7 protein-coding genes and 1 pseudogene are annotated in these 14489 nt (G+C 66.7%); 3 read left to right on the top strand and 5 right to left on the bottom strand.

Annotation, left to right across the window (positions count from 1 at the left end; translation table 11 throughout):
- A partial coding sequence (locus RJ03_RS31750) for a non-ribosomal peptide synthetase (protein ID WP_157163564.1) occupies window positions 1-4337 on the bottom strand: 4337 nt, incomplete at its 3' end.
- A 288-nt stretch (window positions 4338-4625) separates the two neighbouring features.
- Window positions 4626-5357, bottom strand: coding sequence for a class I SAM-dependent methyltransferase (locus tag RJ03_RS37910; RefSeq protein WP_245552453.1), 732 nt, complete (start codon window positions 5355-5357; stop codon window positions 4626-4628).
- Window positions 5358-7342: 1985 nt separating this feature from the next.
- Here RJ03_RS37910 and RJ03_RS31740 point away from each other — a divergent pair.
- Together RJ03_RS31740 and RJ03_RS31735 are read left to right on the top strand one after the other, a co-directional pair.
- Window positions 7343-7618: a GlsB/YeaQ/YmgE family stress response membrane protein gene (locus RJ03_RS31740; RefSeq protein WP_036509744.1), complete on the top strand. Its 276-nt coding sequence runs from the start codon at window positions 7343-7345 to the stop codon at window positions 7616-7618.
- 303 nt (window positions 7619-7921) lie between these two features.
- A complete protein-coding gene (locus RJ03_RS31735) occupies window positions 7922-8767 on the top strand; it encodes a CE1 family esterase (protein WP_157163563.1) in 846 nt (281 codons plus the stop codon).
- A 65-nt stretch (window positions 8768-8832) separates the two neighbouring features.
- Here RJ03_RS31735 and RJ03_RS38695 read toward each other — a convergent pair.
- Window positions 8833-10999: pseudogene (locus tag RJ03_RS38695) on the bottom strand (acyltransferase family protein).
- A gap of 14 nt (window positions 11000-11013) precedes the next feature.
- Between RJ03_RS38695 and RJ03_RS31725 the strand changes: the two are divergent.
- Window positions 11014-11871, top strand: coding sequence for a helix-turn-helix transcriptional regulator (locus tag RJ03_RS31725; RefSeq protein ID WP_157163561.1), 858 nt, complete (start codon window positions 11014-11016; stop codon window positions 11869-11871).
- Between the two features lie 104 nt (window positions 11872-11975).
- On the opposite strand, the gene RJ03_RS31720 is transcribed toward RJ03_RS31725, so the two are convergent.
- On the bottom strand, window positions 11976-13001 hold the full coding sequence (locus tag RJ03_RS31720; RefSeq protein WP_157163560.1) for an alpha/beta hydrolase: 1026 nt from the start codon (window positions 12999-13001) through the stop codon (window positions 11976-11978).
- Between the two features lie 169 nt (window positions 13002-13170).
- Entirely contained in the window at window positions 13171-14487 is a 1317-nt protein-coding gene (locus tag RJ03_RS31715) for an esterase/lipase family protein (RefSeq protein WP_373281741.1), read from the bottom strand.
- Window positions 14488-14489: the final 2 nt, after the last annotated feature.

Genomic DNA, 14489 nt, shown 5'->3' with positions numbered 1-14489 from the left:
ACTCGCTCCGGGCGCGGCATAACCCGCAGTGTCGACTGAGCGGGGCCGCCACGATGCCGGTTCAGGTAGTCGGCGAGACCCTCGACCGTGGACGCGTCGAACAGATGCCGCACCGGCACTTCCCTGCCCAGCGCGAGCTGCAGCCGCGCGCTCACCCGGGTAGCAGTCAACGAGTTTCCACCGAGGGCGAAGAAATCGTCATCGAGCCCCGCCCGGTCTCGGCCCAGTACCTCCGCGAACGCCTCGGCGATGATCTTTTCGGCCCGAGTCTGTGGCTCCCGGAAGGGCGCGGCGGCAAACGTCGGTGCCGGCAAAGCCTGACGGTCGATTTTCCCCGAGGAGGTCAGCGGGAACTCGTCGAGCACCACAATCTGCGCCGGCACCATGTAATCGGGCAACCACGAGCTCAACCGCTGACGGATGGCGGCGATTTCGGTGTCGGTGTGGGGGTCGTTGGCGTGGGCGGTGATTCGATGGTCTGCGGTGGCAGGCAGGTAGAGGTCGGTCAGCGGTGGAGCGTGCCGGCGGTGAGGGTCGGTGGGGGTGAGGAAAACGGCATCGAGAGTGCCGGGGTGGGCGCCCAACGTGACGGCGACCTGATATCCGGTGGTTTCGCCTACGCGGTGCAGTTGTTCGGGGGTCACGGCGTCCGAGGTAGCGTCGGCTCGGGCGAGTGCGTCGGCTAGCGATAGTCCGTCGGCGAGGGCGCGTTCGATGCGGACATCGGTGATCAGTCCCGTACGGGGGATGTCGGTAATGCGCAGGGTGGCAGGATGTTCGGAGATCAGCTGCGTGCGCAGCCCGCGCAGCCCCGCGACTCGGGTCCACGCCCGAGTGGGTGCCGTGGCCAATGAGCGGACCGGCGTCGGCGTCGTGTGGACGATGACGTCGTACCGGTACCGGTTGAGTTCGTTGTCGGCTGATCCGCGTTTGACCTGGATGTCGAGTCCGGCCACCGCCGGATGGCCGGCGGCCCACCTGGTGAAGAACTCTGGGGCCAGCAGCAATTCGGGTTCGGCGAGCACGGCGAGTTGGACTCGCCTGCGGATCTCGGCGGCGTCGGTGGTGGCGGTGCGGGCCAGCGTGACCGCGGTGTGGAACGCGCCCTGCAGGGTGTGGTTACGGACGTCTCCGATGAACATCGCCCCACCGGGGGCCAGCAGATCCAGGGCGGCGTCGGTTACCTCGGTCAGGTAATCGCTGTTGGGGAAGTACTGGATGACGGAGTTGAGAATGATCGTGTCGAAGGAGCCCCGCGGCAGTGCCTCGGTGACATGAGCCGGCTGGGTCAGCAACTGGACTCGGTCACGCCACGGGATCTGCATCTGCTCGAGCCAGTGCGCGATATTGTCGATCGCCACCGCCGACACGTCGGTGGCAACATAGTTCTCACACTGCGGCGCGATCTGTGACAGCACCAGCCCGGAGCCGACACCGATCTCCAACACTCGCCGCGGCTGCAGGGTGAGGATCCGATCCACGGTGGCCGAACGCCACTCCATCATCTCCTCGAGCGGAATCGGATCATCGGTGTAGCTGCTGTTCCAGCCCCGGAAATCCATGCCGAACCCCGGCGCCGCCACCTCGGCGTCGTACAGCTCGTCGTTCATGTGTCGCCACTGTTCGACGATATCGGCGTCGTGATCGGTGGTGGCGGTGTGGTCGAGGACGACGTAGGCGATGAGGTGGGCGCCGGTGGTGCTCCGGTGCATGGCGGCGGCGGCCCTGGTGACCTGTGGGCAGGCCAGCAGCGTGTTTTCGATTTCACCGAGTTCGATGCGCTGCCCGCGCAACTTGATCTGGGTGTCGGCGCGGCCCACGTAATCCAGGGTGCCGGTGGAGGTCCAGCGCACCAGGTCACCGGTGCGATACACCCGCGCCCCGGCCTCCCCATAGGGGTTGGCCACGAACCGTTCCGCGGTCAACTCCATCCGGCCCACATAGCCGCGCGCCAGCGCAGGCCCGCCCAGATACAGCTCGCCCACCACCCCGACCGGGGCCGGGTTCAGCCGCGCGTCGAGCACCAGTGCGCATATCCCCGGGATCGGGGTGCCGATGCTGACCGGCTGCCCCGCCGACACTGGCGCAAGGGTGGCGCCGATGGTGGTCTCGCTGGGCCCGTAGCCGTTGAACATCCGCCGTCCCGGCGCCCAGACGGCCACCAACTCCTGCGGACAGGCCTCACCGGTGGTGATCACCGTGCCTACCCGGTCGAGCCGGGTCCGATCCAGCGACGACAGCACGGTGGGGGTCAACACCGCCGCGCTGACCCGCTGGTCCTCCAGGAACGCGGTCAACGCCTCCCCGGCATACACCCGCGGCGGCGCCACCACCAACGCCGCGGCCGATCCGACCGCCCACAGCATGTCGAAGATCGACGCATCGAAGGTCGGCGCGGCCACCATCGAAACCCGCGCATCCGTGCCCAACCCGAACACCGCTCGCTGCGCCGCGGCCAATCCCGACAGGCCGGCGTGGCTGACCGCCACCCCCTTGGGGGCACCGGTGGATCCCGAAGTGAACATCACATACGCGGTGTTGTCCACCCGCAACTCGGCCTGCCGATCAGCGTCGGTGATCGCCGCCGCGGACCGCTCGGGCACATCCGGAGCGTCGACGCGCACGACCGGACGCCTCGCGGCCCCGGCTACCGTGCCGGACCCGCGAGCCACTACGCATACCGCCCCCACTGCGTCCAGCACCGCGGTGATCCGCTCGACCGGATGGGCCTGGTCCAGTGGCACATACACCCCGCCGGCCTTGGCCACCGCCCACCATGTCACGACCAACTCCACGCAGCGATCCATCGCCACACCCACCGCGCGCTCCGGACCCACGCCCGCTTCGATCAGCACCCGCGCCAACCTCGTCGACCACTGGTCGAGCTCGCGATACGACACTTCCCGGGCAGCGTCGACAACCGCCGGCGCGGCCGGGCAGGCCGCCACCGCCGCAGCCAGCAACTGCGGCGCCAACCCGACCGGCGCCGCCACTCGCGCACCGGACCACTTCGACAACACCAGATCGCGTTCACCGGTAGCCAGCAGCGACACCTCTCCCACCGTCACCGACGCATCCGCCACCAGAAGGCGGTCGACAAGCATTTCCAGTCGGGTTATGTGCCTGGCGATGTCGTCGTCGGCGTACCGGTCCGGATTCCACATGAACTGAATTCGCGGCGCGCCGTCACCCAGTTGCGGATAGATGTTGATTGCGCAGTCCTGGATGGGATAGGTGGTCAATACGTTGTACGTCACTTCGGAAGGCCCGAAACGAAGCGGGGCGGCGAAGTCGATGATGTTGATCGCCGGGCCGAATTCGATGTTCATATCGGGTCGGGTCGCCTGGGCGATCAGGTCCGGCCAGCGCCGGAACTGTTGATGCCGCAACGCACCGATCATGGCCTCGGCTACCCGATCGCTCAGTGCACCGATGGTGTCGTCGTCATGGACGTCGACGAGCAGCGGCACCATGTTCGACACCATGCCCGTACACCGTTTCAGTGCCGCGGTCGTCCGTGCCGAAACCGGCAGCGACAACGAGACATGTTGCTGTCCTGTGGTTTTCGCGATGAACACCGCTACGGTCGCGACAATCCTTGCGACATCGAAGCGGACATGCCGGTTGTCCGCGAGCCGAGGCGGGCACTTCAGTTCCCGGATCAGCGGGTGGCGTGGTGCCACCGGCCTCCGCGTCCCGCCCAGGTCGGTGATGTCGAGAGGTTCACGCACAACGGCTTTCCAGTACTCGGCATCGGCCCGGCTGCGCGAGGACTGCTGATACTTCTGATCCGCGCCGCGGATCAGGTCGAACTCGGAGAAGTCGATTTCGCCCGTATCGGGCGCCGCGCCCGAGTAGACGGCCGCGATGTGCCGCATCAGATTATCGGCGCCGTACCCGTCCAAGAGAAGGTGGTGTGTACGCAGGTAGAAGTACGACAGTTCGTCGGCGATCCGCAGCAGTGCGAAGTCGGTGAGCCGGTCACGGGCCACATCGATCGGCCGGCGGTAGTCGTTGTCCATCCAGTCGCGAGCAGCCGATTCCGGGTCGTGCTCGGCGCGCAGATCGATACAACGCAGGGTGTGCGGAAACGAGCGGTCTACTAGGAAAACCGGTTCGCCGTCGTCGAGGGACAGCCGCGCGCAGGGTGTGCCGAACCGCGTTGCCGCCGATTCGCACGCGACCATGAGCCTTTCGGCGTCGACATCGTGATCGATCGTCAGGAAAACGGCCACGTTGTAAGGGACTTCGGGCCGGAGTTGTTGGGCAGCCCAAATCGACCTTTGAGCGGCGGTTAACGACCCCAGAACCTCCAGTTGAGCACCGTAGTTGAGCATGATGACGAATTCCTCGTATGTCCTCGAGGCTTCAAATCCCGGCAACCCGACGACCGATCATGTGATCTCGGGCCGGCTGTAGCGGTGATGGCGATAGCGCACACTGCACCCATGTTCGTGGACACGGGCCTCGATGCCGATCGGTTCAATCGAATGTCCACGCGTCCGGCCCCTATCGTCTGAGGGAGCTACCGTGGACGCTCGCGGGGAGCCACTGACGATGTGGCCTCACGAGCACCCTACGCCGAACGGGATTGGAAGACATCAGGAGTCAGGAGAGGATCTGGGCTACCGGGCAGAACTGGCCACCGCGATCTGCGGGCTGCCGGGGAGAACGGGCGGCTGCCTGCGCAGCTCGACGGTGATCGCCGGGTCGGCGTAGCCGGCCAACGCACGCAGCGCCGAGGGGCTGTAGGCGCGCAACGAGCTGATCAACGCGTCGTGCCAGTACGGAACGATCGTCAACGGCAGTGCCAACGCCACCGTGACGAGGTGCAGCAACGAAGGCATCCGCGACAAGTCGATGATCAGCAGTTCATCGGCGGCGCGGGTGCCTTCCGCGAACACCCGGGCGGCCGACGGTGGTGGCAGATGGTGCAGGGACAGCGCGAACACGGCGAGGTCGTAGTACCCGTCGGGCGCGTCGATGGCGGTGGCATCCATCTCGCGCACGGTGGCCCGCGGATGGCTGCCCAGGTCACCGGCGGCGATGGCGGCTACGGCCGCGGGCTCGATGTCGGTGACCGTGACCTGGGCGGTGGGATGCATCGACAGCAGCGCCCGCGACAGCCCACCGTGGCCGGCGCCGAGTTCGAGGATTTTGGGATCGCGCACGCCGGTGACCTCGTCGAGCACGATGCGCGCGAGCCTCCGGTGAATCCCGAAAACCCTTTCGCCGCGGTCCAGAGAACGCATGATGCTGCGCTTGCGAGCATCGACGTCGTCGCGGTCGAGGTACTCCAGACGATCGGTCTGCAACCGCCGGTCCAGCCACGACGCATCCGGTCCACCGCGCGGCATGCGGTCGATGTCGAAGATTTCGGTGGCTATATCGTTCACCCTGCTCTCCGCGCCGCCACCTTTCTGCCGTTTCGACGCCGCTGCGGCTCGGCGGTTGGCCGTGACCAGCCGCATCAGGAACGAGGGCCGCGCGAGGCGGGCAGGTGGGTCGACGAAATGCATCACCCGAAGGACGGCTTCGGCGACCGCCGGATCGTTCGCGGCGGCTTCCTGTGCCTTGTCTATGGGCCAGTTCACCACGCGTCGCGGCGCCCGGCGCCAACCATCTCCCTGGGACACGGTGAAATCGGTGAACCGATTCCCCCGCCACACCGGGCCGATCTGCTTGGCAGTCGCCTTGAAGAATCGCCGGCTCAAGTCTCCGTCGCGATCGGTCAGACAGTTGTGCAGCGCGACCGCCTGCAGCGCGGCCATGGTCATGCCCTGCATATAGACCGGGTTGAAGCTGCAGATCGCATCGCCCATCACCAGCAGACCCGGTGGGAATCGACGCATCTTGTCGTAGCGTCTCCATGTGCTGGCCGGGTAATGCTGGGCCGACATCGCGCCGAGTGGCTCGGCAGACCGCAGCGCGGCGATCAGGGACGGCGGCGCGAATTGCGCGGCGCATTCGATGACGCCGGACAGGTCGTGGGGAAGTTTGTGCCCGTCCACGCCGAACAGGGTCAGGATCCAGGTGTCGTGCTCGTAGGCCACGGCCACCACCCCGACCGGTCGTTCGGGCAGCGGGCTCACCGAGAAGCCCAATTTGTCGCCGACGATGTCAGCGGGAACCCGCAGGAATTGGCTGGCGTAGCTCAGATGCACCGGGTAGCGCTGCTCGGTCGGTCGCTCGCAGCCGAGGTTGTCGAGAAACGCCGGGGTGTGCGCGGAGCGACCCATCGCATCGACCACCAGTTCGGCATTCAGCCCGGTTTCCTCACCCGTGTAGCGGTTGACCACCCGCGCGCCCGTGACCCGGCGCGCCCGGTCGGTCATCGGCTCGACGACACCATGGCTGTCCAGGATTCTCACGTTCTCGATGGCGCGGACCCGCCGCCTGACATGGGAGTCCAGAAATGGCCGGCTGGGTTGATAGACGACCAGCGATGCCGGGTCGGCATACTTGTCCGAACCGCCGAGCTCGTGCCGGCCCAACCGGACATAGACACGCGACGGCTCGTTGGCCAGAACATTCGCGCCTGCGCTGACGAGTTCATCGAGCAGGCCGGGAAACAGCTGGCCCAGGACATTCGATCCCGTACTCAGGAGAGCGTGAAAATGCCGCGCCTGGGGCACACCGCGACGCTGCTCGGGACCGTCGGGCAGCGGGTCCCGCTCTACGAGTGTGACCTGCTCGTAAAAGTCCGACAGCACCCGGGCGGCCAGCAGCCCGCTCATACTCGCACCGCAGACGATGGCTTGCTGTCCGAGCTTGCTCATGGCACTCCCTGCCGCAACTCGCCGTTGTGCTCGTTGGTGAGAAGCTTGCCCGTCTATCCTTCGTCCTACCCAGCAAGCACGAACAGCAGGTGTGCCAGGTTCACATTTTCGATGCAATTTCCGGTGGCCGACGGACCCCGCGAAAAGACCCTGTTCGAACCGGGCCCCTTTTTCTATGCTGTTCGCTCCTGCCGCCCGCCCTCTCTACGCTACCGCCGTTGCTGGTGTCGAAACAGCGATCAGCGGTCCCGGCTTCCCGGGGGCGGCGGTCGGCGAATCCTCCGATCGCCGCTGGTTGGTCGAACACCGACGATGCGGGTTTCCCGGATAAGCGCGAGGACGGTGGTGATCACGATGTGGGCGTGGCCGAATCTTCGACCGCGGGCCCGGTACGGCGATGCCCGGCGCGGCATAGACGCGGACAGACTGTTGTACGCGAAGTGGCTGTCACACAGAGTGTTTGGTGCTTTCGATGTCGGTTGGTTGGTTGTCGGGATGCGGGGTATATCGGCGTCGAGCACGCTCGGATGAGGAGCGTTTCGACGTTCGAAAGAGGAGACACGATGCTGGGTCTGGGAATCATCGGTTGGATCATCATCGGTGGATTGGCGGGCTGGCTGGCCAGCAAGATCATGAAAACCGATGCTCAGCAGGGCATTCTGCTCAATATTGTGGTCGGCGTGGTCGGCGGCCTCATCGGCGGGTTCCTGCTGAAACTGTTCGGCGTCGATGTCGAGGGCGGAGGCTTGTGGTTCAGCTTCTTCACCTGCCTCGGCGGCGCGGTGGTCTTGTTGTTCCTGGTCGGTATGGTCACCGGCCGCGGACGCGCACTCCGATAAGGGCGCCTCGCCTCGGGATCGCCCGTTCGCCCGCCCGGTCGGGCGTGAGTTGGGTGTGATGAACGGAGGCGTAATACTGGGCTCGGAGGCCGTCGTGGCCTCCGAGCCCAGCATTGTGTCCACGAAATTCGGTCGCGCGCAGGCGAGGTGAACCGATTCAACCGTTTACCACTATGGAAAACCAGGGCCACAGTAGGCTGCTGCCCATCGCCGTCTCGATGATGGGAAAGTATGCGCGCTATCGCAATTCACCTCGCCGCGGCCGCTATCGCCGCAGTCGTCGCGTCATTGCAGATTGCGCAGGTGACACATGTTGATCGGAGCCCGGTTCGCCCCGCCGCGGCGCAATGCAGTCTGGCACCGACAGCCGGTACCGTCGTACGGACGATCGGTAACAGGATCTATCGGCTCAACGTTCCCGCCGGCCTGGCCGGACACTCGGTGCCGCTGCTGCTCGCCGAGCATGGAAATGCCAGCAATGCGGCAGATTTCGAGCAGGTCTCGGGCTGGACTCCCTACGCGGGCGCGCACCACTTCATCGTCGCCTACCCGCAGGGCAACGCCAACAATCTGCCGCTGGATCCCGGTAACGGTCTGGTGGGCAACGATTGGGAATTCCAGCAGGGCTCGATCGACGTCCGGTTCCTGCGCTCGGTCGTCGCCGACATCGAGGCGAATTGGTGCATCGACCCCGGACGCGTATACAGCAGCGGCTGGTCCGACGGCGGCATCATGTCGCAGCGGCTGGCGTGCGACGCCTCCGACGTCTTCGCGGACGTAACCTCCTGGGAGGGAGGCGATCCCACCCTCCCCAACCCCACCCTGCTGATTCCCAGTCCCGGGTCGCCCTGCAAACCGGCTCGCCCGATCTCCGTCGTCATCGCCCAGGGACAGGTCGACCCGATCTCCGATCCGGCGGCCGGTGTGGCCAACGTCGGCGCATGGGTAGATCGCGATGGCTGCCCCGTCCTTCCAGCCCGGTCCAGCGACACCTTCGGCACGACGGCCGGCTACGGACCGTGCCGGAGCGGGACCTCCGTGCAGTACCGGGTGGAAAACGGCCAGTTTCACCAGTGGCCGTCCGGCGCGGCGGGCGAGGATCTGCGAGATCGCTTGTGGAACTTCATGTTCGCCACCACTCTCCCGTAGGAGCCGAGCGGGCACTCTGCACTGGCAGAGCCGGCGTCCGATGCCGCAGTGGATTCCGGTGCCCGTCATCCGTGGGCGAGGGCGCGGTCGGTGAGGGCACCGATCGCTCGTCCGAGGGTCTGGGCGTAGCTGACGGTGAGGTGATTGTCGTCGCGGAACACCAGAGTATTGCCGACGATGACGGGGCAGCGGCCCGCAGCGCAGAACATCGAGGTGAGATCGGCGTACTCGCCGCCACCGGCCGTGGTCGCCGCCTGCTCGGCCGTGACGCCGGCGTCGTTCACTCCGACGGGGCGTGCGGGTGCGCATGCGGTGGCATCGTCGAGGTGTTCGGACAGGCACGTCGGCACCGTGCTGTGGGGATCGGGGATCGGGCCGAGAACGAGCACCGCCGAACCGATCGCGCGCAGCTCGGACACCAGGCGGGCCAGGCTGTCGACCCAGGCTCGATCGTAGGAGACGAAGCCGAAATCGCCGCCGTAGCGTCGGGACATGCCCACCACGACCAACCGCGGGCGCTCGTTGCGCAGCCGGTTCAGCACCTGGCCGCGCCACTGCTCGCATTCGGTGTACTCCCGGTCCAAGTACGGGCTGGTGATGGGCAGGTCCAGCAGGGGGCAGGTGACCTTGGCCATCGTTTCCAGCCGCCAGTGCCGCGCCTCGGCGATCGGCTCGAGCGCCGGATTCCACATCGCCGCATGGGAATCGCCCACCAGGGCCACCGTGGTGGACGAGTCCGGATCACCCGAGGCGCACTCGGCCTGGCCGACCTCGCGCCACGACCGGACACAGCCGTTGGTGAACGCGTCGGCCTTGTCGCCGGGCGCGATGTCGAGCGAAGGGGTGAGATTCGATGGGACAGCACGGATTTCGGCCGAGGCGGCGACCGCGGATTGCGCCTGTGCCATCAGCTGCCGGACCGCCTCGTCACGGGGGTCGGCGGCGGTCGCGGCCGAGTCGCGGGGCGTGGTGAGTACGAGGGACGGTGCCGCCTCGCCGTGCCCGACCGGGGCGGGGACGAGCGCGAGCAGGACGAGTGCCGCACTCGTGGCGAGTGCGGTGCAGGCGAAGCCGCAGGCGAGGCTGCGCGCGGCCGAGTTCCGCAGCGGTGCAGCGAAGCGGACCGGATTCTCGACCGTCCACTGGGTGAGCAGGGCAAGCCCGCCGGCCATCACGAGCGCACCGATTGCGCCGACTCGCCCGAGCGGATGGCCCAGCATATGCGGTGCCAGCAGCAACACCGGCCAATGCCACAGATACCAGGCGTAGGACACGGCTCCGATCGCCCGCACCGGACCGCGGGTCAGCAGCCGACCGACCCCGAAACGTGGTCCGGCACAGCCGGATACGATCATCAGAGCAGTACCCGCGACGGGCATCAGGGCCGCGCTGCCGGGATAGGGTGTCCTGCCGTCGAATTGGGTGCAAGCAAAGAGGACCAGAACCAGACCGATCCATCCGGCCGGCGCGGCCACCGAGTGCGGCAACCGGGACCACACGACAACCGAGAGCGCCACCAGGCCGCCGGCGGCCAACTCCCACGCCGGCGGGCAGCGAAAAGAATGCCCACGGAGGCAGCGTGCCGGTCCAGATCAGTGAGATCGTGAACGAGAGCGCGGCGACAGCCGCAAGAATGATCAGATAGGGAAGTGGCCCGGCCGATCCGGTGCGGCGGCGCCGCACGAGCCATGCCGACGCGACGATGAGCACCGGCCACACCAGATAGAACTGTTCCTCCACGCCGAGTGACCAGAAGTGCTCGAACGGCGAAGGCGGCTCGCTCGCCGCGAGGTAATCGGTGCCGCGCAGGGCCAGCCGATTGTTTCCGACATACAACGCGCCGGCGATCCCGTCGCCGAGGACCTGGCGCGCCTGCAGCGGCGGCAACAGCGCCGCCGCGCCGACCGCGGTGGCGACCACCACGATGCCCGCCGCGGGCAGCAGCCGGCGAGCGCGTGCTCCGTAGAACCGGGCCAACCCGATGGTGCCGCTGGCTCTTACCTCTCGCCACAGTATGCCGGTGATCAGAAATCCGGAAATCACGAAAAAGACGTCCACACCGACAAATCCACCGCTTATACCCGGAATTCCCGCATGGAACAGCACGACTGCCACGACAGCGACCGCTCGCAGGCCCTCGATATCGGGCCGAAATCCTTCCCGAGGCTGCGATGCATGGTGAACCCGGTCTGCCTGCCGATTTGCCAACCCGCTCACGGCCGTGTCCGTCATGTGCAGCATTGTGATTGATCGACCCGGTCGTGACGCGACGACGTGCCGATTCCGTGGCAGACGAATTTGCGGTGCCGGATGTGCTGCTTATGGTCGAATTCGGCGGTTCGACATCGCGGAATTCTCCCGGACCGGGATTCGAAGGAAGTCCTGGACCCGCGTTTCACGGACCGCCTGACGTGGGCGGAGTGACGGGCAACCAACTCGGCGGGTTCCTGCGGGCGCGGCGGGCGAGCGTGCGACCTGATCAGCTCGGGCTGGTCTCGTATGGTCGTCGCCGGGTGGCCGGGCTGCGGCGTGAAGAAGTGGCCGACGCGGCGGGAATGAGTGCCGATTACTACACCCATCTGGAGCGTGGGCGTGAGCGGCATCCTTCCGCGCAGATACTCGATGCGCTGAGTCGGAACCTGCTGCTCTCGGACGCGTTGAGGGAGCATCTGTTCCGTCCGGCCGGCGTCGTTCCGGCCGCCCGCGCGGTGGAAACGGTCGATCCCGTGCTCCGGCAGATGCTGGAAAACTATTCGGCCGCACCGGCATTCGTGATGGATTCTTCGATGGACATCCTTGCGGCGAACGTCATGGCAAGGGCGTTCTTCTCGGCATATCCGCGCGACAATGTGGCTCGAATGACGTTCCTCGAATCGGTCAGCCGGGACTTCTGCGTCGACTGGACCTGGACGTGCCAGGCGATCGTCGCGGGCTTCCGGCAAGCCGGCGCAGTGTATCCCGACGATTCCCGTCTGCGGTGCGTGATCGGCGAACTTCTCACGGCCAGTGCGGAATTCGCTGAGCTGTGGCATGCCTACGCGGTGTGTGTCGCGAGCACCGATTCGCGCGCATTCGCCACCGCGACCGGCGTGAGGTGTTCGTGAGCGGCCTCGCCATGGCCAACGGCGCCGCCTTCGACGCGGCAGGCAACCTCTACATCGCCGACACTGCGCGTCCACCTCCCCGCCTGACGTCGATCCGCCTGGTGCTAGGGCTCGCCTATTCGTGCGCGGACGGCATCGGCGATGTCTTCGGTGGCGGCGCGTGCGTCGGGGTCTGCGAGCATGGTGGCGAATCCGTGCGGCAGGTCGTCGTAGCGTTCGAGCGATACCGGTACGGCGAGGTCGTCGAGTCGGCGGGCCAGGGCTTCGCCTTGGTCTCGCAGGACATCCATTCCGGCGGTGGCGATGTGAGTGGCCGGCATGAGGCCCATATTCGGCGCGCGCAGCACGCACACTCGTGGGTCGAGGGCGGTGTGCGGGTCGGGGGCGTACCAAGTCAGGGCTCGTTCGACGCAGCCGCGATCCAAGGGGACGGTGAACAGGTCGCTGGATCGGTAGCCGTCCATGCTGGTGTCGACCACCGGATACAGCAGCACAGCCAGAGCCGGTCGGTATCGAGAGTCCGCACCGAGATGCAGGGCGGTCGCCGCTGCCAGATTGCCGCCGGCGCTGTCGCCGCCGATCGCGATCCGGCTGCTGTCGACACCCCAGTCCGGTGCGTGATCGACAGCGAATCGGTACGCGGCCAGTACATCGTCGAATGCCGCGGGGAACGGATGTTCGGGCGCGAGCCGGTAGTCGACCGACAGTACTTTCACGCGGGCGCGCGTGGCCAGGAGTCGGGCGGGTGCGTCGAAACCGGCGGCGCTGCCCAGATGCCAGCCGCCGCCGTGCACGTACACCAGCAAGCCGCAAGGTCGCCGCAGTTCTGTGGGTTCGTAGAGTCGCGCGCTGAGCGGGCCGGCCGGACCGCTCAGCTGGATGGTTTCGACAGCGGCCCCGGTATGGTCGATGCCGCCGGCGATGCGTGTCAGGACATCGAAGCGGGCTCGCGTTGCCGGGGACGGGGGCCGCCGGGCGAGCAGTTCACGTTTTCCGAGGGTGGCCAACACGTGCAGGCGCGGGGAGAGTTGCTGACCATCGACGACGGGGCGCTTGGGCGCCAGCAGCGACCACCACGCCGAGGGCATCGACAGTGCGCGAGCGCCCGCTGCCTGTATCGCGGTCGTCACGATCCTGAAGCTTGGGCTCACGGCGTTCCATCCTTGCTTGTCGACGCCACGTGTAGACAGCTTTTCGCACCGTCTCGCGCCGATGCGCGGACTACATCATCATGAACCGCCACCACGGACGCCGACGTATTCGGCTTCTCACGGCCCTTGTGGTTCGAATTCGTCCGACTCAGTCCGAACGCAGCGATTTCTGTTCGCGCTCGCCGCGCAACCAGTGGGACAACGCTTCATAGACTGCCTCGTGGTTGAGCAGCGTGAAATGATTCGCCCCGGGTAAATGCATGCCGTTGTCGTCGTCGAAACCGATGCGCCGGGCGCGCTTTCGGCCCGAACCGCTCGTGGTGAGCACCAAACCGTCCCCGATGACGCGGCCCAGAGGATGGTGCGGGCTGCGAGTGATGGTCGCGGTGACGAAGTAATGATCGGCGCCCTCGAGCAGCGGAACCTCGCGGATCGCTCGGCGGCGCAACGCGTCCGCGTCCACACCGTCCCAGTCCTGATCGACCAGCGAACCTTGACGCAGATCGCGGATGCCCGCACTGCGGCGGCGTAGCAGTCGTCCGAACGGGCGGGTCTCCGGGACGCGGACCAGCGCCGCGGAGAGGTAATGGACGAATTGCTCGAGCGGCGCTCCGAGATGAGGTGACCCGAGGCAGACCACCTGGCGCACCTGGCGTACCCAGGAACGTCCCTCCTCGGTGGCGTCGAAACACGCGCCACGGGCGATGAGCCCACCCATCGAATGGCCGACCAGCGACAACTGTTCGACCTCGACCGGCCAGTGCTCGACGAGGCGCTGTAACAGATCATCCAGTTGCCGGGCGTTCTCGGAAATGTGCAGACCGCTGTTGTACCGCACCTGAAGGGATGTGCAGCCCAGATCGGCCTCGAGTCGTTCGGCATAGGTCGGTCTGCCGCCGAGACGCCACGCGTGTTCGGTTTCCGCCAAACCGTGCAGGAAGATCACGAGCCGACCGCTCGGGTTCGTGATGTACTCCGCGAGCCGTTCCGGCGCCACCGGTTCGCCGCCGGACCGAAACGTCATGGGAGGGGCGAGAATCGGCCGCTGCTGGGCGAGAGTGTCACCGATCAACCCCTGCAGGGCAGCGAGGAAGCCCGAACCGAAAACCGTACGCGACGGGGCGGATACCCCGGAGAGCGTCGCGGCATGTTCGGCCAGCACGCCCGCCGAGACCGCGGAACCGCTGGCGATCCGGTACACGCTGTCGGCGATGGAATCGTGCACCACCTGCACCGGCAGAGCGGCGGGGCCGACCCCCAGCCGCACGGCCGCGAAGACGTGATCGGAGATGGCGCGATGCACCGTGGCGACCCCGGCGACGGCACCGCCGAGTTCATCGCCCGCCAACCGGGCGAGCGCTTCGATCTCCGACTGTTGCCGATCGCTCACCAATTCAGTGTACGACCGTGCACTGAAAATCGCGCAACCTCTAGGGATATCGACTCCCGCGGCCGACAGCTTCATGC

The sequence above is a fragment of the Nocardia aobensis NBRC 100429 genome, assembly GCF_000308375.1.
Taxonomy (GTDB): domain Bacteria; phylum Actinomycetota; class Actinomycetes; order Mycobacteriales; family Mycobacteriaceae; genus Nocardia; species Nocardia aobensis.
This window is presented reverse-complemented; position numbering and strand designations above follow the sequence as displayed.

Coding starts and splice junctions, on each gene's coding strand:
- RJ03_RS37910 (WP_245552453.1), bottom strand. CDS start 5,357: ATGCCGCGCGGTGGACCGGATGCGTCGTGGCTGGACCGGCGGTTGCAG.
- RJ03_RS31740 (WP_036509744.1), top strand. CDS start 7,343: ATGCTGGGTCTGGGAATCATCGGTTGGATCATCATCGGTGGATTGGCG.
- RJ03_RS31715 (WP_373281741.1), bottom strand. CDS start 14,487: ATGAAGCTGTCGGCCGCGGGAGTCGATATCCCTAGAGGTTGCGCGATT.